Raw genomic sequence first — 23,933 nt, forward strand, 5'->3', positions numbered from 1 at the left:
GAACCACGCCTCACCCATGGGGGGTGGCGAAGCACACGAAGTGGCAAGCCGGGGGGCAGTCATTTCAGTCGAGTTTGCCGGTGTCGGACTTGGCGCGAATCAGGTTTAACAGCAGGGTGTCGCGTGCGGCTTCGAGGTCGGCCGTGCGGCGCGCGCCCAGTTCCTCCGCGACGCCCTCGGTCACCTTCCGCTTGAGCTCGGCCGTCATCGCCGGCGCACCCAAATCCTTCCACCAGTCCTCGATCGGCCCGCCCAGATGCGCGAGCACATGCTCGATGCCGCCCGCGCCGCCCGAGAGGTGCAGGTTCATGAACGGCCCCATCACCGCCCAGCGCAGGCCGGGGCCGTGCGCGATGGCGGTATCGATGTCCGCCACGCTCGCCACGCCTTCGTTGACGAGGTGGAAGGCCTCGCGCCACAGGGCAGCCTGCAGGCGGTTCGCGATGTGGCCCTTGACCTCCCGCTTCACGTGGATCGGCCGCTTGCCGATGGCGGCATAGAACGCCATCGTGCGTTCGATGGCGTCGGCGGATGTCTGTTCGCCGCCGATCACCTCCACCAGAGGAATCAGGTGCGGCGGATTGAAGGGATGCCCCAGCACCACACGCTGCGGATGCGCGCAGCCCGACTGCACGCCGCTGATCGCGAGGCCCGACGAGCTCGACGCAAGGATGGTCTCCGGCGGCGCGGCCGCGTCCATGCGGCGGAACAGGTCGATCTTGAAGTCCATGCGCTCGGGCCCGTTCTCCTGCACGAAGTCGGCCACGGACACCGCATCTTCCAGGCTGTCGTGAAAGCGCAGCCGGTCCACCGAGGCACCTTCGGCAAGGCCGAAACGCTGGAGCGTGGGCCAGTGCTGCGCCACCGCGTCGCGCAGCCGGCCTTCGGCGCCGGGCGATGGATCGGTCGCGTTCACATCGAGCCCGTGCGCGAGGAAGTACGCGGCCCAGCTCGCGCCGATCACGCCGGTGCCGACGACCGCGACACGCTTCACATCCACGATGGCATTGCTCATGACTTCCACCGCGCGCAGCGGCTCTCGGCCTTCGTCGTCCATGCGGCCTCGCCGCGGATGGGCTCCACCACCTTGTAGTAGTCCCACGGCTCCTTCGACTCGTCGGGCGTCTTCACCTGCATCAGCTGCATGTCGTGAACCATGAGGCCGTCGTCGCGCAGCCAGCCGCCTTTGACGAACATGTCATTGAACTTCGTCTTGCGCAGTTGCGCCATGACCTTGTCTGCATCGTCGCTGCCGGCCGCCTTGACCGCCTGCAGGTATTGCAGCGCGGCCGAGTAGTCGCCGGCATGGAAGGAGGAGGGCATGCGCTTGTGCTTGTCGAAGAAGCGCCGCGCCCAGGTGCGCGCCTCGGGGCTCTGGTTCCAGTACCAGCTGTCGGTGAGGTACATGCCCTGCGAGCTCTTGAGGCCCAGCGCATGCACGTCGTTGATGGTGATGATCATGCCGGCCAGCTTCATGTTCTTGCTGATGCCGAACTCGGCCGCCGACTTGATGGCGTTGACCGTGTCGCCGCCCGCATTGGCCAGCGCCAGCACCTGCGCCTTGGAGCCTTGCGCCTGCAGCATGAACGACGAGAAATCGCTCGCGCCCAGCGGGTGCTTCACCGAGCCGGCCACCGTGCCCCCGCTGGCGTTGATGACCTTGGTTGCATCGTTTTGCAGCGCGGCGCCGAAGGCGTAGTCGGCTGCGACGAAGTACCAGCTCTTTCCTCCCGCCTTGACCACCGCGCTCGCGGTGCCGCGCGCCATGGCCACCGTGTCGTAGGCGTAATGCACCGTGTAGGGCGAGCAGTACTCGTTGGTGAGGCTCGATGCGCCCGAGCCCACCACGAAGTACGGCTTCTTCTTGTCGGCCGCGACGCCCGCCATGGCAATGGCCGCGCCGGAGTTGACGCCACCGATCAGCATGTCGACCTTCTGCACGTCGAACCATTCGCGTGCCTTGGCCGCGGCGATGTCGGGCTTGTTCTGGTGGTCGGCGGTGACCAGTTCGATCTTCTTGCCGTCGATGGCGCCGCCCATGTCGGCGATCGCCATGCGAATCGCTTCCGCGCCGGCGGGGCCGTCGTAGTCGCGGTAGATGCCCGACATGTCGCTGATGAAGCCGATGCGGATGGTGTCGTCCGACACCTGCGCCGAGGCGCCGGTGGTGGCAAAGGCCGCGCCGAGTGCGATGGCCAGCGCGGTGCGCGAGAGGTGGTGGGTGTTCATGGTCTTGTCTCCTTCGTTGTCGTTTGTTCGTTCGATCAGCCCAGCGCGAACTCGGGCCGCGGGCCGCCCACGCGCGGCAGCCCCATCATCTGCCGTGCCTCGGCGGGCGTGGCCACTTCCATGTCCAGCTCGCGGATCACGCGAACGATGCGCTCGGTGAGCTGCACATTGGTGGCCAGTTCGCCCTGGCGGAAGTAGAGGTTGTCTTCGAGCCCCACGCGCGCATGGCCGCCCAGCAGCAGCGCCGCCACGTTGGCTTCCAGCTGCGACACGCCGATGCCGCTCACGCCGAAGATGGCGCCCTTGGGCAAGGTGTCGACCATCATCTGCAGGTTGCGCGGCGAATACGGCATCGCGTTCTGGAAGTTGCGGTGCACGTTCATCACCAGGTTGATGAAGTAGGGCTCGTCGTCGTGGCCCTCGCCGATCAGCGTGGCCGTGTCCTGCAGGATGTGCGTGGGGCTGAACACTTCCCACTCGGGCTTGATGCCGCGCGCCTTCATGCCGGCGGCGAGCTCGCGGCCCTTGGTGATCGGCGTGTCCATCAGGATCTGCTTGCCCTCGAAACTCAGGTTGAGCGTGGTCGCGTCCAGCGTGCACATCTCGGCGCCGGCGTCCATGCCCTTGATGCGCTCTTCCCACGCGATCTCCCAGCGATCGCCGGCCAGCGGCTTGACCATGTCGCCGTGCACGCCGCCGCCGGTGGAGTTGTTGATGACGATGTCGCTGCCGCCCGCGCGGATGCGGCTGTTGATGTCGCGGTACACCTGGGCATCGCAGGTGGCGCCGTCGTCGGGCCGGCGCGCATGGATCGCCACCACGCTCGCGCCGGCGTTCCAGCAGCGCAGCACGTCGGCGGCGATCTCGGCGGGCTGGGTGGGAAGGTGGGGGTTCTGCGACTTGTGCGCCATGCCGCCGGTGGGGGCGATGGTCACGATCACTTTGCGCTTGGACGACATGGGATGTTCCTGGTGTCTTGCATGAGGGGCGCGCTATTATTTTTGGCAGCGCAGGCACACTCAGTCATCGCGACGACATTTGGGCTCAGGGTTTACGCACCCGGGCCTCCAGGAGCTTTCATTCCATGCCCACCAAGAAGGCGGAGCCGGCCATCCAGGCGGCATCGCTGACGATCCCGCAACTGCTGCAAGGCTCTGCCTGGTTTCCGCTGCTCGACGCGGCAGCGGGCGAGCGCGTGCTCGACGAGATGCGCGAGGTCCATGTGGCTGCCGGCGCCGCGCTGTGCCGGCGCGGCGACACGCCGCTGCACTGGTACGGCACGTTGGAAGGGCTGCTCAAGTGGTCGATGACTTCCAGCGACGGCCGCTCGGTGACCTTCGGCGGCCTCTCGGTCGGCAGCTGGTTCGGCGAGGGCACGCTGCTGCGCGCGGTGCCGCGCTCGGCCGACATCATTGCGCTGCGCGCGAGCCGCGTGGCGCAACTGCCGCTGGAAACTTTCGAATGGCTGCACCGCACGCAGCGCGGCTTCGATCATTTCCTGCTGCAGCAGATCAACGAGCGGCTGCACTGGTTCATGGGCAACTACGCGGCGCACCGGCTGCTCGACGCCGACAGCCAGGTGGCGAGGGCGCTCGCGGGGCTGTTCCATCCGTGGCTGCATCCTGGGAGCGAGCCGCATCTGCAGACCTCGCAGGAAGAGATTGCGAACCTCTCGGGCGTGTCGCGGCAAAGGTGCAATGCGGCGTTGAACCGGTTGAAGGACGCGGGGTTTCTGCGGATCGAATATGGGGGGATCACCGTGATCGATCTGGAAGGGCTGCGGCGGTTCATCGAATAGGCCGCAGCCCTTGTCTTCACTGCGGCTTTTTCACGCCCTCCGCCAGCCGCTTGCGGTACTCGGTGGTCGTCACCCCCGCGAACCCCCAGTCGTCCGTATCGATCTCCTCGATCACGATGTGCGTCCACTCCGGCGGCTTCTTCAGCACGCGTTCCAACACTTCGGTGAACTCGGCGATGACCTGGGTCTTCTGCTCGCGCGTGACGCCGTCGCGGGTGATCTTCAGATTGATGAAAGGCATGGTGTGCTCCTTGGTGGTGTGAACGAACGAGGCGATTACCAGGTGCCGGCGCTCGCGCCGCCGTCCACTGGCAGCACCACGCCCGACGTGAAGCGGGCGCCCGTGAGGTAGAGCACCGCGTCGGTGATCTCGCGCACGGTCGCGATGCGGCCGGCGGGCGCCAGGCCGCTGAGAAAGCCGTGCGTCTCGGACGGGTGCATCGGCGTGTCCACGATGCCGGGCGCCACCGCATTCACCTGGATGTTGTGCGGCGAGAGTTCCAGCGCCAGCGCGCGCGTCGCGGCGTTGATGCCGCCCTTGACCAGCACCGGCACCAGGGCCGGCACCTTCAGGTTCGGCTGCAGCGCGATGCCCGCGGTGATGTTCACGATGTGGCCCTTGCGGCGCGGGATCATGTGCCTTGCGGCGGCCTGCGAGGCGTAGACAAAACCCTTGAGGTTGGTGGCCACCAGCAGGTCGAGTTCTTCCTCGGTGTAGTCGACGAAGGGCTTGGCGTTGAAGATGCCCGCGTTGTTGATGAGCACGTCGACATGGCCGAAGCGCTCCACGGCGCGGTCGATGAGCTGCTGCGCGGCTGCGCGCTGGCCGATGTCGCCCGCGACGCCGAGAAAGCGCGCCGGGTTGCCCAGTTGCTTCGCGGCAGCGGCGAGCCGCTCGTCGGTGCGGGCACCGGCGACCACGTTGAAGCCGCGTTCGAGGTACGCCTGCGCAAGGCCCAGGCCGATGCCGCTCGAGGCGCCGGTGATGACGACGGTGGATGAATTGCTGTCTTGCATGTCGGTTCTCCAGAAAAAAAGTTGATGACGTGGGGAGAACTGTATTGATGACACGGCGACAGATAAATCACTAGACTCGTACTTCACTTGATACGCAAGGTAATCAATCCATGCAACGGCAGTTCGGCGACATCCTTCTCGGCAGCATCGAACTCTTCTGTCTCGCGGCGGAGACGGGCGGCTTCACTTCGGCGGCACTCGCGGCGGGCGTGACGCCGGCGGCCGTGAGCCGCTCGATCTCGCGGCTGGAGAAGCGGCTGGGCCTTCGCCTGTTCGTGCGCACCACGCGCAGCGTGCGGCTCACCGATGCGGGCCGCTCGTACTTCGCGCAATGCCGCCAGGCGCTCACCCAGCTGGCCGAAGCCGAGCGCGAAGTGATGGGCCAGCAGGCGCAGCCTTCAGGCACGTTGCGCATCAGCGTGCCGACCACCTATGGCCATCACCGCATCCTGCCGATGCTGCCCGCGTTCCGCGAACGCTTCCCCGACATCCGGCTGCATGTGCACCTGAGCAACCGCAACATCGATTTCGTGGAAGAGGGCTACGACATGGCTGTGCGCGTGCGCGCCCAGCCCGACTCCACGTTGATCGCGCGGCACCTGGAAGACGCGGCGCTGGTGGTAGTCGCAACGCGTAATTACCTGAAGAAGGCGGGCACGCCGAGAACGCCCGACGACCTGGCCGGGCACGAGTGCATCCAGTTCGAACTGCCCAGCAGCGGCCGCCGCATCTCGTGGCTCTTCAAGGAAGACGGCCAGGACCGCGAGGTCTTCGCGGACAGCGCCTACAGCTGCTCGGACGATGTGCTCGGCGGCGTCACGCTCGCCAGGAGCGGCGCCGGACTGTTCCAGACCTACCGCTTCGTGGTGGAGAAAGAGATCGCCGACGGCACCCTGGTCGAGGTGCTCAAGCCGTTCGCAGGTCGCTCGCGGCCGTACACGCTGCTGTACCCGGACGGGCGGCATGTGCCGCTGCGCATGCGGGTGTTCATCGATTTCCTGATGGCGCAGCGGGCTGCTGCGTAAGCCTCACACCCCCAGCAGCTCTTCCAACGCCTGCGGCTCCGCCAGCAGATCGGCCGAGGCCCCATGCCGCACGATCTGCCCCTTTTCCATCACCACCGCGAGGTCGGTGTGCGCGAGCACCTTGCGGTAGTCGCGGTCCACGATCAGCGTGGCGATGCCGGTGCTGCGGATCTCGCCGATCACGCGCCAGATCTCGGCCACGATCAGCGGTGCGAGGCCTTCGGTCGCTTCGTCGAGGATGAGCAAGCGCGGGTTGGTCATCAGCGCGCGGCCGATGGAGAGCATCTGCTGCTCGCCGCCCGAGAGCTGCTGCCCGCCGTGCGAGAGCCGCTCGGCCAGCCGCGGAAAGGTGGTCATCACGCGGTCGAAGGTCCAGGCGCGCTGTCCGTCGACGCCCGCGCGCTCGCTCATCACGAGGTTCTCGCGCACGGAAAGATTCGGGAAGATGCCGCGGCCCTCGGGCACGTAGCCGATGCCCAGGCGCGCCATCTTCTCCGGCGGCCAGCCGGTGACGGTGCGGCCGTCGACCTGCACTTCGCCGGAGGCGGGACGCACGTAGCCCATCATGGTGCGGATCAGCGTGGTCTTGCCCATGCCGTTGCGCCCGAGCAGGCCCACCGACGTGGCCGTCGGAATGCCGGCATGCACGCCGCGCAGGATGTGGCTGTTGCCGTAGTAGGTGTTGAGGTCGCGGACGATGAGCATCAGTGGTCTTCTCCGAGATAGGCTGTACGCACCTCCGGGTTCTCGCGAATCGACGTCGGGTCGCCGGTGGCGATGACGGTGCCGTTCACCATCACCGTGATGCGATCGGCGATTCGGAAGACCGCGTCCATGTCGTGCTCCACCAAGAGGATCGCGTGCGTGGCCTTCAGCCGCGCGAGCAGCGTGAGCATGCGGTCGGTTTCCTCGGCGCCCATGCCGGCGAGCGGCTCGTCGAGCAGCAGCACGCGCGGGTTCGTGGCCAGGCACATCGCCACTTCGAGCTGGCGCTGTGCGCCGTGGCTCAGCGTGCCGGCGATGCGCAGTGCCTCGTTCGACAGGCCTGCGGCTTCGAGCGCCGCATCGGCCGCCGCGTTGCTGGTGGCGCAGCGCTGCGACGACTGCCAGATTGCCCATGGCCGCGCGGTGGCGGCCTGCGCCGCGAGCCGGCAGTTCTCGTGCACGCTGAACTCCGGAAAGATCGTCGTGCGCTGGTAGCTGCGGCCCACGCCGTCGCGCGCGCGCTTCGATTGCGCGCGCTGCGTGATGTCGATGCCGTCGAGCGCGATGCGGCCTTCGGAGGCCTCGATCTCGCCCGAGAGCATGTTAATGAGCGTGGACTTGCCCGCGCCGTTGGTGCCGATCACTGCGTGGACTTCGCCGATGTGCAGGTCGAGCGTGACGGCGTTGACGGCGGTGAGGCCGCCGAAGCGGCGGGTGAGGCCTTGGACGGAAAGCAGTGCGGTGGTGTTCATGGCATTGCTCCTTCCCCTTCCGGGGGAAGGTTGGGATGGGGGCTCGCGGCGCCGGGGGAGGCGCTGCTTGTGCAAAGGCCGCGTGCCCCCACCCCAGCCCTCCCCCAGAGGGGGAGGGAGGAAGACAGCCGGAACATCTGCAGTTGCTGCATTTGTATTGCTCCTTCCCCCTTTGGGGGAAGGCTGGGATGGGGGCAAGCGACGCTGGCGGAGGCGCTGCTTGTGCGAAGGCCGCGAGCCCCCACCCCAGCCCTCCCCCGGGAGGGGAGGGAGGAAGAAGACAGGGTGCGGGTCATGCAGCCTCCTTCGGCGAGATGCGCTTCACGAGGCCGATGAGCCCCTTGGGCAACCACGCCACGAACACGATGATCGCGATGCCCAGCGTCAGCTGCCAGTGGTCCGCGAGCGGCCCCATCACCGCGTGCGTCGAGAAGATTTCCTTGAGCAGCGTGAATGCAATGGCACCGATCACCGCGCCGCGCAGGTGGCCCAGGCCGCCCAGGATCACCATCAGCAGCACCTCGCCCGAGTTGTGCCAGGCCATCAGTTCAGGATTGACCACGCCGTCGCGCGAGGCGAGCAGGAAGCCCGCGAGCCCCGACAGCGCGCCCGCCAGCACGAAGGCCGCGAGCTTGTAGCCATACACCGGAAACCCCGCCGCCCGCATGCGCTGCTCGTTCACGCGGATGCCCGCGAGCGCCGCGCCGAAGCGGGAGCGCCGGATCAGCGCGAGCAGCCCGTAGGTGAACACCAGCGACGCGAGCACCACGTAGAACAGTACCGTGCGGTTCTCCATGTCGAGCGCGCCGATGGCCGGCCGCACGTACATATAGATGCCGTCGCTGCCGCCACCCACCTTGGTGTCGTGAAACACGAAGAAGGCCATTTGCGCAAAGGCCAGCGTGACCATGATGAAGTACACGCCGCGCGTGCGCAGGCTGAGTGCGCCCACGAACAACGCATAGAGCGCCGCAGCCCCCATGGCCATCGGCAGCAGCAGCGCGAAGTTGCCGCCCTCGCTGCCCGAAGCCAGCACCGTCACGTAGGCACCGATGCCGTAGAACGCCGCATGGCCCAGGCTCACGAGGCCGGTCATGCCGACCAGCAGTTCCAGGCTCAGCGCGAAGATCGAGAGGATCATCACCTTCACGACGAAGTCCGAGGCGTAGTTGCCCATCAACGGGCCCGCAATGCCGATGAGCACCGCGCAGGCCACGGGCACGAGGAATGCACCCTTTTTCATGGCCGTCTCCCCATCAGCCCTTCAGGCTTCCATATCAGCACGATGGCCATCAAGAGGTAGATGCCGATGCCGCTCAGGTCCGCGAAAAAGACCTTGCCGAAGGTGTCGACAAAACCCACCAGCAGCGAGGCCAGCAGCGCACCGGTGATCGAGCCGATGCCGCCGATCACCACCAGCACGAAGCAGATGATGAGCACGCTCGCGCCCATGTTCGGGTACACCGAGGACATCGGCGCCGCGATCATTCCGGCCAGTGCCGCGAGCGCCACGCCGGCCGCGAACACGATGCGGTAGAGCCGTTTCACGTCGATGCCCAGGCCCCGCACCATGTCGCGGTTGCTCGCGCCGGCGCGGATCATCATGCCCAGGCGTGTGCGGTTGACCACCCAGTACAAGCCCACCGCGAGCACGATGCACGCGGCCGAGGCGAAGAGGCGATACCAGGGGTAGCTCATGACGTTGCCCAGCGCGAAGCTGCCGTCCAGCCACGCGGGCACCTTCACGCCGTGCACGTCGTTGCCCACGAAGATGGAGCGCAGTTCCTCGAACACCAGGATGAGCCCGTAGGTCATCAGCACCTGCTGCAGGTGGTCGCGCTGGTAGAGGTAGCTGAAGAAGGCCCATTCGAGCAGGTAGCCGAAGATGGCCGCAAGCACCACGCCCGCCACCAGCATCAGCAGGAACTGATCGCCGAACAGCGGCGAGAGCGTGAACGCCATGTAGGCGCCGATCATGTAGAAGCTGCCGTGGGCGAGGTTGATCACGCCCATGATCCCGAAGATCAGCGTAAGGCCCGACGCCACCAGGAAAAGCAGGAGTCCGTACTGAACGGAGTTCAGGCACTGGACGAGGAAGGTTCCGAAATCCACTGTGGGAGATCCCAGTTGGTCCATGCGCCGTTCGCCCTGAGCCTGTCGAAGGGCCTGCGTGCATTGCGCACCGGCTTCGACAGGCTCAGCCCGAACGGTCCATGAGGAGAGAGAAAAAGAAAGCGAGCCTGGTGAAAGGCTTACATGCGGCAACCGCGAGCCGGATCGGCAAGGCCCTTGATCGCCGTGCTCACCAGCTTGTTCTCCTTGCCCTCCACCTTGCGCAGATAGATGTCCTGCACCGGGTTGTGCGACTTGCTCATCGTGAAGGTGCCGCGCGGGCTGTCGATCTTCGCCTTCTCGATGGCGGCGGTGAACTCGGCCTTCTTGCCCATGTCGCCCTTGGCGGCGGCCAGGCCCACGCCCAGCATCTGCGCGGCGTCGTAGCCCTGCACCGCATACACGTCGGGCTGCAGCTTGAACGACTTGGCATACGCCACGCGGAACGCGTTGTCGCGCGCGGTGTTCAGGCCGTCCGCGTAGTGCAGCGTGGTCAGCATGCCTTGGGCGGCTTCGCCCTGTGCATCGAGCGTGCCGTCGGTCAGGAAGCCGGGGCCGTAGAGCGGAATGGTCTTGTTCAGGCCCGCGGCCTGGTAGTCCTTGACGAACTTCACCGCGCCGCCGCCCGCGAAGAAGGCATACACCGCATCGGGCTTGGCCGCCGCGATCTCGGTCAACAGCGCCTGGAATTCCACGTTGGGGAAGGGCAGGGTGAGTTGCTTGTCGACCTTGCCGCCGGCCTTCTCGAAGCCTTCCTTGAAGCCGTTGACCGACTCTTCGCCGGCCGCGTACTTCCAGGTGATGGTCATGATCTTCTTCTTGCCCTGCTGCTTGGCCGCGACCTCGCCCATGGCGTAGGCGGGCTGCCAGTTGCTGAACGAGCTGCGGAAGATGTTGGGCGCGCACATCGGGCCCGTGACGGCATCGGCGCCGGCATTGGGCACGATCAGCACGGTGCCGCTTTCCTTGGCGGCCTTGGCCATGGCCATCGCAACACCCGAATGCACGGTGCCCACGATCACATCGACGTTGTCGCGCTTGATGAGCTTGTTGACGTTGTCGGTCGCCTTGGCGGGATCGGATTCGTCGTCGACCTTGAAGTATTCGATCTCGCGGCCCGAGAGCTTGCCGCCCTGTTCGTCGACGTAGAGCTTGAAGCCGTTCTCGATGGCGACGCCCAGCGCGGTGAAGGTGCCGCTGTAGGGCAGCATCAGCCCGACCTTGAGCTTGCCGGTGCCCTGGGCGCCGGCGGCCGTCGCGAAGGCGGCAAAGGCAATGGCCGTGAGCGCAAGGCGCGCTGTGTGGATGGTCGTCATGGTGTCTGTCTCCTGTTGTTGGTGATGAAAGAAGCGGTAGCGACGGTGACACGTTCCGGCTGATCGCGATGTGGGGAATGCCCGCATTCAGGGATTTCGAGCAGCTCGCAACCACCGACGCGCGCCGCGATACCGCGGACCTGCGCGAGCGTGCCGTACTCGTCGTCGATGCCCTGGATGGCGAGCACCGGGCAGCGGATGGCATCGAGCTCGGCCTCGATGTTCCAGTCGCGAAAGGGCGGGTGCAGCCAGATGCGGTTCCAGCCCCAGAAGGCGGAGTCGGCGCTGTCGTGGTAGCGGCCCAGCTTCTTCGGCAGGTCGGTCGAGAGGTAGGCGGTGCGCGCCAGCTCGATGTTCGCGACGGTGATGTCTTCCACGAAGATGTGCGGGGCCAGCACCACGAGCCCGGCCACGCGATCGGGAAAGCGCGAGGCATACAGCAGCGAGATCGAGCCGCCGTCGCTGTGGCCGAAGAGCCAGGGCTTTTCATCGTCGAGATTCAGGGCGGAGAAGAGGGCGGGCAGCACCTCGTGCGCCTGGCGGTGCATGAAGTCGACGTCCCAGATCTCGTCGTCGCCGCGCGGTGTGGAGCGGCCATAGGCGGGGCGCGAGAACACCAGGCCGCGGGCGTTGGCGGCTTCGCAGACTTGCGCGGGGAAGTCCTTCCACATCGCGACGGAGCCCAGGCCTTCGTGGAGGAAGACGATGAGCGGTGCGTGAGTGCGCTCCGGGGCTATCCACGCGCACTCGATCTGCACGGCGCGGCCGCGCCAGTCGATGGTGGCGAAGTCGGTGCTCATCGCATTGCTCCTTCCCCCTTTGGGGGAAGGTTGGGATGGGGGCAAGCGGCGTTGGCAGAGGCGGTACTTTTGCGAAGGCCGCGTGCCCCCACCCCAACCCTCCCCCAGAGGGGGAGGGAGCAAGAGAAAGATGCGCGGTGGCTCATGCTTGCTTCTCTCTCTCGCGCAGCCTGAACCGCTGAATCTTCCCCGTCGCCGTCTTCGGCAGCTCACTCACGAACTCCAGAAACCGCGGGTACTTGTACGGCGCCAGGCGCTCCTTCACGAAGGCCTTGAGCTCGTCCTCGGTCGCCGTGCTCCCGTCCTTCAGCACGACGAAGGCCTTGGTCTTGGTCAACCCTTCGGCATCTTCCTTGCCGATCACCGCAGCCTCGAGCACCGAAGGATGCTGCATCAGCGTCGCCTCGACCTCGAACGGCGACACATAGATCCCGCTCACCTTCAGCATGTCGTCGCTGCGCCCGGCATAGGTGAAGTAGCCGTCGGCATCGCGCGTGTACTTGTCGCCGCTCTTGGTCCAGCCACCCTGGAAGGTGTCGCGCGACTTCTCGCGGTTGGTCCAGTACATGAGGGCCGAACTCGGCCCGCGGATGTAGAGATCGCCCACTTCGCCGTCGGGCACCGGGCGGCCGTCTTCGCCGCGCAGCTCGACCTCGTAGCCGTCCACCGGCTTGCCGGTGGTGCCGTACCGGATGTCGCCGGGGCGGTTGGAGATGAAGATGTGGAGCATCTCGGTCGAGCCGATGCCGTCGATGATCTCGCAGCCGTAGTGGACCTTGAAGCGCTGGGCGATCTCGCCGGGCAGTGCTTCGCCGGCCGACGAGCACATGCGCAATGCGACCGCGTCGCGCGCCGGCAACTTCGGCGAGGCGAGCATGCCGGCAAAGCCGGTGGGTGCGCCGAAGAACACCGTCGGCTTGTGCTCTGTCCAACGGCGGAAGGTGGCATCGGGCGTGGGCCGCTCGGCCATCAGCACGACCGTCGCGCCAACACTGAGCGGAAAGGTCAGCGCGTTGCCCAGGCCATACGCGAAGTACAGCTTGGCGGCCGAGAAGCACACGTCGTCTTCGGTGAGCGCGAGCACCGGCTTGCCGTAGAGCTCGGCCGTCCACCAGAGGTTGGCGTGCGTGTGCACCGTGCCCTTGGGCTTGCCGGTGGAGCCGGAGGAATAGAGCCAGAAGCCGGGGTCGTCGGACGCGGTGCTGACCGGCGCGGCCAGGGGCTCGACGCTGGCGAGCGCGGCATCGAACGCTTGCGCGTTCTGCGGCAGCGGGCCGGTGGGTTGCGAGACGATCAGCGCTTGCAGCTCGTGCGCCCCGCGCCCCATCGCATCCTGCAAGGTCGGCAGCAACGCGCCCGACACCAGCGCGGCCTGCGCGCGGCTGTGGTCGAGCATGTAGGCGTAGTCGTCGGGCGTGAGCAGCGTGTTGACGGCGACGGGAACGATGCCGGCGTAGAGGCAGCCGAGAAAGCTCACGGGCCAGTCGCTGCTGTCCAGCATCAGCAGCAGCACGCGCTCTTCGCGGCGCACGCCAGCGGCCTTGAGCGCGGCGGCCAGGCGGCGCGCGCGGTCTTCGAGCTGGCCGTAGCTCAGCGTGCCGCGGTCGTCGATGTAGGCGGTGCGATCGGCCCGGCCGCGGTTGAGGGCGAACAGGTGTTCGGCGAAATTGAAGCGTGCGGGCAGGCTCATCGTGGTGTCTCCTGGGGCCTGTTGTTCTTCTAGAGTCCGAGGGCGGCGAGCACGCCGGGGCTCGCCTGCACCGCGCTCTTGCGGTGATAGAAATCGAGTGCGCGCAGGCCGCCCAGTTCGGCGCCGCCGCCCGCGCGGCCGGGACCGCCGTGCATCGACATCGGCATCACGTTGCCGTGGCCGGTATGGGCCTGTGCGACCTCGGGCGTGATCACATGGACGCGGCCGTGGCTCGGTGCGACGGCGAGCGCGGCCTGCGCGAGCGCTGCGTCGTCGCTGCCATACAAGGACGTGACGAGCGAACCCTGGCCACGGTGCGCCAGCGCGATGCCGTGCGCCAGATCGCGGTACGGCAGCAGCGTGGCGACCGGCCCGAACACCTCCACGTCATGCACGCGCTGCGCCGCATCGGCATCGCGCGCGCCCAGCAGCACCGGGCCGATGCAGGCGGCAATGGCTGGGTCCGCATCGATCAGCGGCTTGTTGCGGCTGTCGTGCAGCACGGTGGTTTGCGCGGCGAGCGCATCGAGTCCGTCGCGCACGGCGTTGAGCTGCGCGCGGCTCACGAGCGAACCCATGCGCACGCCCTCGTTGCGCGGATTGCCGACGGTGACGCCCGCGAGCTTGGCGCCGATGGCTTCGGCGGCAGCGTCGTACACCCCGGCCGGCACCAGGATGCGGCGGATCGCGGTGCACTTCTGGCCCGACTTGACCGTCATCTCGCGCACCACTTCGCGCACGAGCAGGTTGAAGGCCTCGCCGCCGGGCGCGGCGCCGGGCAGGAGCAGGGCGCTGTTGAGGCTGTCGGCCTCGATGTTCGCGCGCACCGAGCGCGCGGCCACGGCCGGGTGCGAGCGGATCACCGCCGCCGTCTCGGCCGAACCGGTGAACGAGACCACGTCGAATGGCTGCAGCTGGTCCATCAGCCCGGCCGAGCTGCCGCAGATGACCGAGAGCGCGCCGGCAGGCAGCACGCCCGCATCGACCACGTCCTTCACCATGCGCTGCGTGAGCCAGGCGGTGGCTGTCGCGGGCTTCACGATCACCGGCACGCCCGAGAGCAATGCCGGTGCCGCCTTTTCCCACAAGCCCCACGACGGGAAGTTGAAGGCATTGATGAACAGCGCCACGCCGTGCGTCGGCACCTGCAGGTGCTGCGACAGGAACACCGGCTCCTTGCCGAGCTTGACCGCATCGCCGTCGCGCAACGCACGCACGTCGCCGAGCGCATCGCCCCACCTGGCGTACTGGCCGAGCGTGAAGATCGCGCCGTCGATGTCGACGGCCGAATCGTTCTTCACCGTGCCGGAGTTCGCGGTGGCGATCTCGTAATAGGCATCGCGGTGGGCCTGCAGCACCTTCACGATGGCGCCGAGCAGCCCGGCGCGTTGGCGGTAGGTGAGGGCGCGCAGCGCGTTGCCGCCCTGTTCGCGTGCGAAGGAAAAAGCTTCGGGCAGGTCGAGCCCGGTGGCATCGACGCGCGCGAGCTCGGTGCCCAGCACCGGATCGAAGAGCGGCGTGCCGGCGCCCGAGCCGCTTTGCCAGCGGCCGGCGACGTGATTGGAAAGGAGTTCGGTCATGCGGTGAACTTGATCTGCCCTTCGGGCAGCAGGTAGAGAACGAGCGCGCGGCCTTGCGCGACGGTCGGGCGGTGCGCGGTGCCGGGTCCGTAGACGCACCAGCCTGCGGGCCGGCTGTCGAAGGTGGCGCCGGGGCTGTCGTCCAGCGGCATGATCAGGTCGATCTCGCCGTTCGGATGGGTGTGGTGGGGGCCTGCGATGTCCTGCATGTCGACCACGTCGACCGAAAAGCGGTGCAGCGCGTCTTCGGGCTTGAACACGCGGCCGTACTTGATGCCGCCACCTTCGCGCTCGCACAGCCACCCTTCGGCAACGCCGCCGATGCAGGCCTGGCGCAACTGTTCGAAGCTGGCGCTGCCGGCGCCGTGGGTGGCGTTGAGCCACTGGTCGAGTTGCGCGTCCAGCGGCCTGCCTGCGATTTCGGCGGTCAGGCCGGCGATCAACTGGTGAAATGCTTCCTTGCTGGACATCGTGGCGGGCTTTCTGCGTGGGGGCTGGCTGGCATGCTGGCCGCAGCGAACTTATGAACTACCTTGCAGGAATACTTCGCGTGCAGTATCTTGCTTGTGATCGAACAATAAGCACCACGTCATTGGGTGTCAAGCAATATAGTGCATATATGGTGTTTACCCTGAGCGCGCACAATCCCGCACAAGAACGAGGACTTGCATGAACGAGCACGTAGACGCGGTGCTGGCCACCGCGCCAGAAAACACCGCCACCGCACCGGCCGGGGAGGCCAGAAATCCGCTGCTGGCCGCACTGGGCGACCGCGTGCGCAACCTGCGCGCGCAGCGCGGGCTCACGCGCAAGGCGGTGGCCGTTTCGGCCGATGTGTCGGAGCGGCACCTGGCCAATCTGGAGTACGGCATCGGCAACGCGTCGATCCTGGTGCTGCAGCAGGTGGCCGGCGCTTTGCATTGCTCGCTGGCCGAGCTGGTCGGCGACGTCACCACCAGTTCGCCCGAGTGGCTGCTGATCCGCGAGCTGCTCGAGAACCGCAGCGAAACCGACCTGCGCCGCGTGCGCGTGGCACTGGGCGAGCTGCTGGGCACCGCCTCGGTCGATCCGGCGCGGCACCGCCGCATCGCGCTCGTGGGGCTGCGCGGTGCGGGCAAGTCGACGCTGGGGCAGATGCTGGCCGAAGACCTCGAGCTGCCCTTCATCGAACTGAGCCGCGAGATCGAGAAGCTCGCGGGCTGCAGCGTGCGCGAGATCCACGACCTGTATGGCACCAACGCCTACCGCCGCTACGAGCGCCGCGCGCTCGAAGAAGCCGTGCAGATCTACAGCGAGGTGGTGATCGCCACGCCGGGCGGCATCGTGTCCGACCCCGCCACCTTCAACGAGCTGTTGGCCCATTGCACCACCGTGTGGCTGCAGGCCGCGCCCGAAGAACACATGGGCCGCGTGGCTGCGCAGGGCGACACCCGCCCGATGGCCGCCAGCAAGGAAGCCATGGAAGACCTGCGCCGCATCCTGAACGGCCGCGCCGCCTTCTATTCGAAGGCCGATCTGTCGGTGGACACCAGCGGCAAGACGCTGGCACAGAGCTTCCAGGCCCTGCGTGGGGTAACCCGGCAGTCGATGGGCCTGGGCGCCTGAGCTGACATCTGAAAAAAAGCACAACAGGCATTGACTTGCCTGTATGCATGCAGCATGATGCATGTCATCGGAGCAAGAGAGTGCATTATCTTTCCTGTTCACGGTTTCCGAACACAGCCCCCCAGGAGACTTCTGCATGACCGACACCACCACGCTCCAGACGCCGCCCCGCGTCGACTACCGCACCGAACCCGGCCAGTACCGCCATTGGTCCCTGAGCTTCGACGGCGCCATCGCCCGCCTGGTGCTTGACATTGCGGAAGACGGCGGCATCCGCCCCGGCTACAAGTTGAAGCTCAACAGCTACGACCTGGGCGTGGACATCGAACTGAACGACGCGCTCAACCGCGTGCGTTTCGAGCATCCCGAAGTGCGCAGCGTGATCGTCACCAGCGGCAAGGACCGCATCTTCTGCTCGGGCGCCAACATCTTCATGCTGGGCGTCTCGGGCCATGCCTGGAAGGTGAACTTCTGCAAGTTCACCAACGAGACCCGCAACGGCATCGAAGACTCGTCGAAGCACTCGGGCCTGAAGTTCCTCGCGGCCGTGAACGGCGCCTGCGCCGGCGGCGGCTACGAGCTGGCGCTGGCCTGCGACGAGATCCTGCTGGTGGACGACCGCTCCTCGGCCGTCTCGCTGCCCGAAGTGCCGCTGCTCGGCGTGCTGCCCGGCACCGGCGGCCTGACGCGCGTGACCGACAAGCGCCATGTGCGCCATGACCTCGCCGACATCTTCTGCACCAGCGTCGAAGGCGTGCGCGGCCAGCGCGCCGTCGACTGGCGCCTGGTCGACGCCGTGGCCAAGCCCGCGCAGTTTCCCGCCGCCGTGCAGGAGCGTGCCTCGCAACTCGCCGCAGGCAGCGACCGCCCCGCCAACGGCAAGGGCGTGGCGCTCACGCGCCTCGAACGCACCGACAGCGCCGACGGCATCAGCTACTCGCACGTCGACATCCAGATCGACCGCAGCAAGCGCACCGCGACCATCACCGTGAAGGCGCCCACCGGCGCGCAGCCGGCCGACATCGCCGCCATCGAAGCCGCGGGCGCCGCCTGGTGGCCGCTCGCGATGTGCCGCGAACTCGACGACGCGATCCTCAACCTGCGCACCAATGAGCTCGACGTGGGCACCTGGCTGCTCAAGACCGAAGGCGATGCCGCTGCCGTGCTCGCCTCCGACGCCGTGATGTTCGCCAACAAGGACCACTGGCTGGTGCGCGAAACCATCGGCGCGTTGCGCCGCACGCTGGCGCGCCTGGATGTGTCGTCGCGCAGCCTGTTCGCGCTGGTCGAAGCCGGTTCGTGCTTCGCCGGCACGCTGGCTGAGTTGGCCTTCGCCGCCGACCGCACCTACATGCTCGCGCTGCCCGACGATGCCGAGCGCGCACCGAAGCTCGTGCTGAACGAATTCAACTTCGGCTTCTTCCCGATGGTGAACGACCAGAGCCGCCTGCAACGCCGCTTCTACGAAGAAGCTGCGCCGCTGGAGGCTGCACGCGCGGCAGCCGGCAAGCCGCTCGACGCGGACGAGGCACTCAAGCTCGGCCTGGTCACCGCCGCGCCGGACGACATCGACTGGGAAGACGAGATCCGCATCGCCATCGAAGAGCGCGCAGCCATGTCGCCCGACGCGCTCACCGGCCTGGAAGCCAACCTGCGCTTCGCGAGCAAGGAGAACATGGCCACCCGCATCTTCGGCCGGCTCACCGCCTGGCAGAACTGGATCTTCAACCGCCCCAACGCCGTCGGCGAAAAGGGTGCGCTCAAGGTCTACGGCACCGGCGAGAAAGCCGGCTTCGACATGAACCGCGTCTGATAACCGCAGCCCGTACAACCCAAGGAACAACGATGAGCACGATCAACTACAGCGAGAAGATCCCCAACAACGTCAACCTCGGCGAAGACCGCACGCTGCAGCGCGCGCTCGAAGGCTGGCAGCCCAACTTCATCAACTGGTGGGACGACGTGGGCCCCGAGGGCTCGACCAACCACGACGTGTACCTGCGCACCGCAGTGAGCGTCGATCCGCAGGGCTGGGCGCAGTTCGGCCACGTGAAGATGCGCGACTACCGCTGGGGCATTTTCCTGAACCCGGGCGATGCCAACCGCGAGATCCACTTCGGCGACCACAAGGGCGAGAAGGCCTGGCAGGACGTGCCCGGCGAACACCGCGCCAACCTGCGCCGCATCATCGTGACGCAGGGCGACACCGAGCCGGCGTCGGTCGAGCAGCAGCGCCACCTGGGTCTCACGGCGCCGTCGATGTACGACCTGCGCAACCTGTTCCAGATCAACGTGGAAGAAGGCCGCCACCTGTGGGCCATGGTCTACCTGCTGCAGAAGCACTTCGGCCGCGATGGCCGCGAAGAGGCCGATGCACTGCTGCAGCGCACCTCGGGCGACGAGAACAACCCGCGCATCCTGGGTGCGTTCAACGAGAAGACGCCCGACTGGCTCGCGTTCTTCATGTTCACCTACTTCACCGACCGCGACGGCAAGTTCCAGCTGGCCGCGCTGGCCGAAAGCGCCTTCGATCCGCTGGCGCGCACCACCAAGTTCATGCTGACCGAAGAGGCGCACCACATGTTCGTGGGCGAGAGCGGCGTCTCGCGCGTCATTGCCCGCACCGCGCAGGTCATGAACGAGCTGAAGACCGACGACGCGCAGAAGATCCGCGCCGCGGGCTGCATCGACCTGGGCACCATCCAGCGCTACCTGAACTTCCACTACAGCGTGACCATCGACCTGTTCGGCGCCGACCAGTCGAGCAACGCCGCCATCTTCTACAGCTCGGGCCTGAAGGGCCGCTACGAAGAAGGCAAGCGCACGGACGACCACATCCTCAAGGGCCAGACCTACAAGGTGCTGGAAGTGAAGGACGGCCAGCTCGTCGAGAAGGACGTGCCGATGCTCAACGCGCTCAACGAAGTGCTGCGCGACGACTTCATCAAGGACTCGGTGGCCGGCGTCGGCCGCTGGAACAAGGTGCTCGAGAAGGCCGGCATCCCGACCCGCCTGGCCGTGCCGCACAAGGCCTTCAACCGCCAGATCGGCGCGCTCGCCGGCATCAAGATGTCGCCCGAAGGCCGCGTGGTGAACGACGTGGAATGGGCCGCCAAGCGCGATGAGTGGCTGCCCAGTTCCGAAGACTTCGCTTTCGTGGCATCGTTGATGGGCCGCGTGGTGGAGCCGGGCAAGTTTGCCGGCTGGATTTCGCCGCCGGTGATGGGCATCAATCGCCAGCCCGTCGATTTCGAATACGTGCGCTTCGGCTGAGCGCCTGGATATGAATCCCTCGCCCCCACGGCGAGGGGATGGAGAACAACATGGACATGGCCGTTGAAGCCGGAGTCATCAAGCAGCACCTGATCGACCCCGAGATCTGCATCCGCTGCAACACCTGCGAGGCCACCTGCCCCGTCAACGCGATCACGCACGACGACAACAACTACGTCGTGCGGGCCGATGTCTGCAATGGCTGCATGGCCTGCATCTCGCCTTGCCCGACGGGCTCCATCGACAACTGGCGCACGATGCCGCTGGTGCGCGCGTACACCATCGAAGAACAGCTCACCTGGGAAGAGCTGCCTGCGGAGCTGACGCCCGAAGAGCTCGAAGCGGCGGGCGTTTCCGCCGACGCGGGCGATGAAGCCGGCGTTGCCGCGGCACCTGCGCTGACGCAAGCGCAAGCGGCTGCCGAGTCCATCGAGGCCGTCTTCAATTCCGCGCAGTACGGCGCCACCGTGCCGCCGTGGTCGGCCGCACACGCCTACACCAACCTGTTCCCGCCGAAGACCCCGACCACCGCCACGGTGGTCGGCAACTTCAACTGCACCGAAGCGGGCTTCGACAGCGAAACGCATCACATCGTGCTCGACTTCGGCGTGGTGCCGTTCCCGGTGCTCGAAGGCCAGTCCATCGGCATCGTGCCGCCGGGCGTCGATGCCATTGGCAAGCGCCACCATGCGCGCCAGTACTCGGTGGCGAGCCCGCGCAATGGCGAGCGGCCCGGCTACAACAACGTCTCGCTCACCGTGAAGCGGGTGACCGAAGACCACCAGGGCGACCCGGTGCTCGGCGTGTGCTCCAACTATGTGTGCGACCTGAAGGTGGGCGACACGGTGCAGGTGGTGGGGCCCTTCGGCGCCTCGTTCCTGATGCCGAACCATCCCAAGTCGCACATCGTGATGATCTGCACCGGCACCGGCAGCGCACCGATGCGCGCAATGACCGAATGGCGTCGGCGCCTGCGCAAGAGCGGCAAGTTCGAAGGCGGCAAGCTGATGCTGTTCTTCGGCGCGCGCACGCAGCAGGAGCTGCCGTACTTCGGCCCGCTGCAGTCGCTGCCCAAGGACTTCATCGACATCAACCTCGCGTTCTCGCGCACGCCGGGGCAGCCTAAGCGCTACGTGCAGGACCTGATGCGCGAGCGCGCTGCCGACCTGGCCGCACTGCTCAAGGACGGATCGAGCCACTTCTACGTGTGCGGCCTCAAGAGCATGGAGGAGGGCGTGGTGCTCGCGCTGCGCGACGTGGCCACCGAAGCGGGGCTCGACTGGGACACCGTCGGCGCTTCGCTCAAGCGCGAAGGCCGTCTGCACCTGGAAACCTACTGAGCCGGGGCGAATGAAGTTCGCCGACTTCCATGCGGGCCAGGTCATCGAGGCCGGACCCTATGTGCTCAGCGAAGCCGAGCTGGTGCAGTTCGCGAACGCGTACGACCCGCAGTGGTTCCACACCGACGCCGAAGCGGCCGCGGAGAGCGCCTTCGGCGGACTGATCGCGAGCGGCTGGCAAACCTGCGCGATCGCGATGCGCCTTGTGGTCGATGCGGCATTGAAGGGCTCGGAGTCGTTCGCTTCGCCGGGGCTCGAACATGTGCGCTGGCCCAACCCCGTGCGGCCCGGCGATGCCCTGCGGCTGGTAGCTGACGTGATCGAGGTGCGGCGCTCCGAGAAGCGCCCCACGCTGGGCATCCTGCGCTGGCGCTGGCGGCTGTTCAACCAGCGCGAGCAGATGGTCCTCGACGTCGACGTGACCAGCCTGTTCAGGCTCGAAGCGCCGCACTCACACGCGTAAAAAAGCCCGCAACGCTTGAGCGCTGCGGGCTCTCGGGGGCAAAGCCTTACTTCGTGATGTTGACTGCGCCCGAACCCTGGGCCTTGCCGTCGGCCTTGGCGCCCACACCACCGGTGGACGGCTTCAATGCACTGCCTGCCGAGCCCGCGGCACCGGTCGCGCTGTTCAGCGTGCCGCCCACCGTGTTCGTGAGCCCGCCTGCCGCGCCGCCCGCTGCACCCGTCGTGCCCTTCACGGCACCGGTGGCCCCGCCGACCGTGCTGGTCGCGTTGCCCACGGCGCCTGTCGCGCCGCCGACCACACCACCCACTGTGTTGCCCAGGCCGCCTGCTGCGTTGCCGACACCGCCGTTGGCCGATGTGCCTGCACCCGCCGCGGCGCCAGTATTTGCACCGGCGCTGCCTTGCGCCGGTGCGGCCTTGACCGTGCCCGATGTATTGACATCGGCATTCACGCCCACGCCGACCCCCACGCCCTGTGCCTGAGCGAAGCCGCTCAATGCAAGAAGGCCTGCGAGCAAGGCGCCGGCGAAGATGGATTTGTTTTGTTGTTGCTTCATGGGTGACTGTTCCTTTCGTTTGAATGGTCACTGACTGACAAGAACCGGCTTGGGGCCAGTTCGGTGCTCACCGTGACCACCTTCTTGCATGTCGCCGTGTGCGCGGCCGTCGGACGTGTGCGTAGGACAGCGCCGACGTGCGGAGCGCCGCGATGTGCCGCGGCGGCGCGTGAAACAGTGGGCCGGAAACCTCTTGGGCGGCAGGGTCAAGAAACCCGTCGACGGCCTCCGGGATTTCACGCAACTAATAATGTTGCATGAAAAGAGACAGCAAGCTTTCAGGCGTTCTCCATGTGCTGCTGCACATGGCCGAGATGGACGGGCCCATCACTTCCGAGTCGCTCGCGGCGGCGATGCACACCAATCCCGTCGTGGTGCGGCGGCTCATGGCGGGCCTGCGCCAGGCCGGCTTCGTGAGTTCGGCCAAGGGCCATGGCGGCGGCTGGGTGCTGTCGTGCTCGCTGTCGCGCGTGACGCTGGGCGACATCCACAACGCGGTCGGCGCGCCCGCGCTGCTGGCCATGGGCAACCGCACCGAGAGCCCGGGCTGCGTGGTCGAGCAGGCGGTGAACGCAGCGCTCGATGGTGCGTTCCAGGAGGCCGAGGCCCTGCTGCTCAAGCGCTTCAACAGCATCACGCTGGCGGATCTCTCCAAGGACTTTCACCGCCGCATGACGCACGGCGGCTTCACACAGAAGGACATCGAACATGCGCTATGACGCTCTTGTCGTGGGCGGCAGCTTTGCCGGCCTTTCCGCTGCCATGCAGCTCGCGCGCGCACGAAAGAACGTGTGCGTGGTCGATGCGGGCGCGCCGCGCAACCGCTTCGCCGCCGCGGCGCACGGCTTCTTCGGCCAGGACGGCGTGCCGCCGTTGAAGATGATTGCCGACGCGCGCGCCAAGCTGATGGCCTATCCGAGCGTCACCTTCATCGAAGGCCGCGTGGTCAGCGCCCGTGCCGACGAAAGCGGTGGCTTCATCGCGTCGCTCGACGGCGACCGGCAACTGTTGGCCGGCAAGCTCCTGCTGGCCTTCGGCGTGCAGGACGGTTTTCCGGACGGCATTGCCGGCGTGCGCGAGCGCTGGGGCACCAGCGTGCTGCACTGCCCCTATTGCCACGGCTACGAATTCAGCGGCCGCAGGCTGGGCGTTCTGGTCGAGGCCCCGCATCCGCCGACGCACGCGATGCTGATCGCCGAATGGGGGCCGGTCACGCTCTTCCTCAACGGCAACAACACCGTGGACGACGAGGCGCGCGCCAGGCTGCAGGCGTGCGGCGTGGCCATCGAGCCGGGCCGCATCGTGGCGCTGGAGGGGCCGGGGCAGGATCTCTCGGGCGTGCGTTTGCAAGACGGCCGTGTCGTGCCGGTCAACGCGCTGTTCATGGTTCCGCGCACGCGTCCCGGCAGCCCCATCGCCGAGCAACTGGGGTGCGCGTTCGACGACGGTCCGGCAGGCCCGGTGATTCGCATCGACGCGATGAAGATGACCACCGTGCCCGGCGTGTACGCGGCGGGCGACGCGGCCATGCCGATGCACAACGCCACGCTGGCCTCGGCCGATGGCGTGATGGCCGGCACGTCCATGCACCGCGCGATGGTGTTTGGCGCTTGACCCCACTTTTTTCTCGGACCTGGAGAAAACGGGCTCCGAGCCCCCTATAATTCGA

24 protein-coding genes are annotated in these 23,933 nt (G+C 67.0%); 9 read left to right on the plus strand and 15 right to left on the minus strand.

What is annotated here, in order from left to right; all coding sequences use genetic code 11:
* Positions 1-64: 64 nt before the first annotated feature.
* The 3 genes from ABIC90_RS05510 to ABIC90_RS05520 are packed head-to-tail and all read right to left on the minus strand — an operon-like array spanning position 65 to position 3,188.
* Entirely contained in the window at positions 65-1,057 is a 993-nt protein-coding gene (locus ABIC90_RS05510) for a 3-hydroxyacyl-CoA dehydrogenase NAD-binding domain-containing protein (RefSeq protein WP_354353052.1), read from the minus strand.
* Positions 1,012-2,229 carry an ABC transporter substrate-binding protein gene (locus ABIC90_RS05515; RefSeq protein ID WP_354353053.1) on the minus strand — a complete coding sequence of 406 codons (1,218 nt, stop codon included), beginning with the start codon at positions 2,227-2,229 and terminating at the stop codon, positions 1,012-1,014. The genes ABIC90_RS05510 and ABIC90_RS05515 overlap by 46 nt, the downstream gene beginning before the upstream one ends.
* Positions 2,230-2,264: 35 nt before the next feature.
* Positions 2,265-3,188, minus strand: a complete 924-nt coding sequence (locus tag ABIC90_RS05520; protein WP_354353054.1) for a 3-keto-5-aminohexanoate cleavage protein — start codon at positions 3,186-3,188, stop codon at positions 2,265-2,267.
* Positions 3,189-3,313: 125 nt separating this feature from the next.
* On the opposite strand from ABIC90_RS05520, the gene ABIC90_RS05525 reads away from it, so the two are divergent.
* Positions 3,314-4,027 carry a Crp/Fnr family transcriptional regulator gene (locus ABIC90_RS05525; protein ID WP_354353055.1) on the plus strand — a complete coding sequence of 238 codons (714 nt, stop codon included), beginning with the start codon at positions 3,314-3,316 and terminating at the stop codon, positions 4,025-4,027.
* 16 nt (positions 4,028-4,043) lie between these two features.
* On the opposite strand, the gene ABIC90_RS05530 is transcribed toward ABIC90_RS05525, so the two are convergent.
* Positions 4,044-4,268 carry a tautomerase family protein gene (locus ABIC90_RS05530; RefSeq protein ID WP_354353056.1) on the minus strand — a complete coding sequence of 75 codons (225 nt, stop codon included), beginning with the start codon at positions 4,266-4,268 and terminating at the stop codon, positions 4,044-4,046.
* A gap of 35 nt (positions 4,269-4,303) precedes the next feature.
* On the minus strand, positions 4,304-5,044 hold the full coding sequence (locus ABIC90_RS05535; RefSeq protein ID WP_354353057.1) for an SDR family NAD(P)-dependent oxidoreductase: 741 nt from the start codon (positions 5,042-5,044) through the stop codon (positions 4,304-4,306).
* A 110-nt stretch (positions 5,045-5,154) separates the two neighbouring features.
* Between ABIC90_RS05535 and ABIC90_RS05540 the strand changes: the two genes are divergently transcribed.
* A complete protein-coding gene (locus tag ABIC90_RS05540; protein WP_354353058.1) occupies positions 5,155-6,069 on the plus strand; it encodes a LysR family transcriptional regulator in 915 nt (304 codons plus the stop codon).
* A 3-nt stretch (positions 6,070-6,072) separates the two neighbouring features.
* Here the strand turns inward: ABIC90_RS05540 and ABIC90_RS05545 are convergent, their stop codons facing one another.
* From ABIC90_RS05545 to ABIC90_RS05585, 9 genes are all read right to left on the minus strand, one after another.
* The gene (locus tag ABIC90_RS05545) at positions 6,073-6,774 is read right to left on the minus strand and encodes an ABC transporter ATP-binding protein (RefSeq protein WP_354353059.1); all 702 of its coding nucleotides are present in this window, start codon (positions 6,772-6,774) and stop codon (positions 6,073-6,075) included.
* Positions 6,774-7,526: an ABC transporter ATP-binding protein gene (locus tag ABIC90_RS05550; RefSeq protein ID WP_354353060.1), complete on the minus strand. Its 753-nt coding sequence runs from the start codon at positions 7,524-7,526 to the stop codon at positions 6,774-6,776. The genes ABIC90_RS05545 and ABIC90_RS05550 overlap by 1 nt, the downstream gene beginning before the upstream one ends.
* Positions 7,527-7,818: 292 nt before the next feature.
* Positions 7,819-8,769 (minus strand): branched-chain amino acid ABC transporter permease, encoded by a 951-nt coding sequence (locus ABIC90_RS05555; RefSeq protein WP_354353061.1) that lies wholly within the window; start codon positions 8,767-8,769, stop codon positions 7,819-7,821.
* The gene (locus ABIC90_RS05560) at positions 8,766-9,638 is read right to left on the minus strand and encodes a branched-chain amino acid ABC transporter permease (RefSeq protein WP_354353062.1); all 873 of its coding nucleotides are present in this window, start codon (positions 9,636-9,638) and stop codon (positions 8,766-8,768) included. Before ABIC90_RS05560 ends, ABIC90_RS05555 begins: the two co-directional genes overlap by 4 nt.
* Positions 9,639-9,778: 140 nt before the next feature.
* Positions 9,779-10,954: an ABC transporter substrate-binding protein gene (locus ABIC90_RS05565; protein ID WP_354353063.1), complete on the minus strand. Its 1,176-nt coding sequence runs from the start codon at positions 10,952-10,954 to the stop codon at positions 9,779-9,781.
* Positions 10,951-11,754 carry an alpha/beta fold hydrolase gene (locus ABIC90_RS05570; RefSeq protein ID WP_354353064.1) on the minus strand — a complete coding sequence of 268 codons (804 nt, stop codon included), beginning with the start codon at positions 11,752-11,754 and terminating at the stop codon, positions 10,951-10,953. The genes ABIC90_RS05565 and ABIC90_RS05570 overlap by 4 nt, the downstream gene beginning before the upstream one ends.
* 142 nt (positions 11,755-11,896) lie before the next feature.
* Positions 11,897-13,444, minus strand: a complete 1,548-nt coding sequence (locus tag ABIC90_RS05575; RefSeq protein ID WP_354353065.1) for a benzoate-CoA ligase family protein — start codon at positions 13,442-13,444, stop codon at positions 11,897-11,899.
* Positions 13,445-13,473: 29 nt separating this feature from the next.
* Positions 13,474-15,024 carry a 3,4-dehydroadipyl-CoA semialdehyde dehydrogenase gene (locus ABIC90_RS05580; RefSeq protein ID WP_354353066.1) on the minus strand — a complete coding sequence of 517 codons (1,551 nt, stop codon included), beginning with the start codon at positions 15,022-15,024 and terminating at the stop codon, positions 13,474-13,476.
* Complete coding sequence (locus tag ABIC90_RS05585; protein ID WP_354353067.1) at positions 15,021-15,494, minus strand: DUF4863 family protein; 474 nt, start codon at positions 15,492-15,494, stop codon at positions 15,021-15,023. The genes ABIC90_RS05580 and ABIC90_RS05585 overlap by 4 nt, the downstream gene beginning before the upstream one ends.
* A gap of 199 nt (positions 15,495-15,693) precedes the next feature.
* Here ABIC90_RS05585 and ABIC90_RS05590 point away from each other — a divergent pair, with 199 nt between their 5' ends.
* The 5 genes from ABIC90_RS05590 (at position 15,694) to ABIC90_RS05610 (ending at position 21,705) form a co-directional block, all read left to right on the plus strand.
* Complete coding sequence (locus tag ABIC90_RS05590) at positions 15,694-16,629, plus strand: helix-turn-helix transcriptional regulator (protein ID WP_354353068.1); 936 nt, start codon at positions 15,694-15,696, stop codon at positions 16,627-16,629.
* Positions 16,630-16,765: 136 nt separating this feature from the next.
* Positions 16,766-18,442 carry a 2,3-epoxybenzoyl-CoA dihydrolase gene (boxC, locus tag ABIC90_RS05595; protein WP_354353069.1) on the plus strand — a complete coding sequence of 559 codons (1,677 nt, stop codon included), beginning with the start codon at positions 16,766-16,768 and terminating at the stop codon, positions 18,440-18,442.
* Positions 18,443-18,474: 32 nt separating this feature from the next.
* Complete coding sequence (gene boxB, locus ABIC90_RS05600) at positions 18,475-19,902, plus strand: benzoyl-CoA 2,3-epoxidase subunit BoxB (RefSeq protein WP_354353070.1); 1,428 nt, start codon at positions 18,475-18,477, stop codon at positions 19,900-19,902.
* A 50-nt stretch (positions 19,903-19,952) separates the two neighbouring features.
* Positions 19,953-21,242 carry a benzoyl-CoA 2,3-epoxidase subunit BoxA gene (gene boxA, locus ABIC90_RS05605; RefSeq protein WP_354353071.1) on the plus strand — a complete coding sequence of 430 codons (1,290 nt, stop codon included), beginning with the start codon at positions 19,953-19,955 and terminating at the stop codon, positions 21,240-21,242.
* 10 nt (positions 21,243-21,252) lie between these two features.
* On the plus strand, positions 21,253-21,705 hold the full coding sequence (locus ABIC90_RS05610; RefSeq protein ID WP_354353072.1) for a MaoC family dehydratase: 453 nt from the start codon (positions 21,253-21,255) through the stop codon (positions 21,703-21,705).
* 46 nt (positions 21,706-21,751) lie between these two features.
* Here ABIC90_RS05610 and ABIC90_RS05615 read toward each other — a convergent pair whose 3' ends face one another.
* Complete coding sequence (locus tag ABIC90_RS05615) at positions 21,752-22,264, minus strand: adhesin (RefSeq protein WP_354353073.1); 513 nt, start codon at positions 22,262-22,264, stop codon at positions 21,752-21,754.
* A 257-nt stretch (positions 22,265-22,521) separates the two neighbouring features.
* Between ABIC90_RS05615 and ABIC90_RS05620 the strand changes: the two genes are divergently transcribed.
* Entirely contained in the window at positions 22,522-22,983 is a 462-nt protein-coding gene (locus ABIC90_RS05620) for an RrF2 family transcriptional regulator (RefSeq protein WP_354353074.1), read from the plus strand.
* Positions 22,973-23,878 (plus strand): NAD(P)/FAD-dependent oxidoreductase, encoded by a 906-nt coding sequence (locus ABIC90_RS05625; RefSeq protein ID WP_354353075.1) that lies wholly within the window; start codon positions 22,973-22,975, stop codon positions 23,876-23,878. Before ABIC90_RS05620 ends, ABIC90_RS05625 begins: the two co-directional genes overlap by 11 nt.
* The last annotated feature ends 55 nt before the right edge of the window (positions 23,879-23,933 follow it).

This window comes from Variovorax boronicumulans (genome assembly GCF_040544675.1).
Classification (GTDB): Bacteria; Pseudomonadota; Gammaproteobacteria; order Burkholderiales; family Burkholderiaceae_C; genus Variovorax; species Variovorax boronicumulans_D.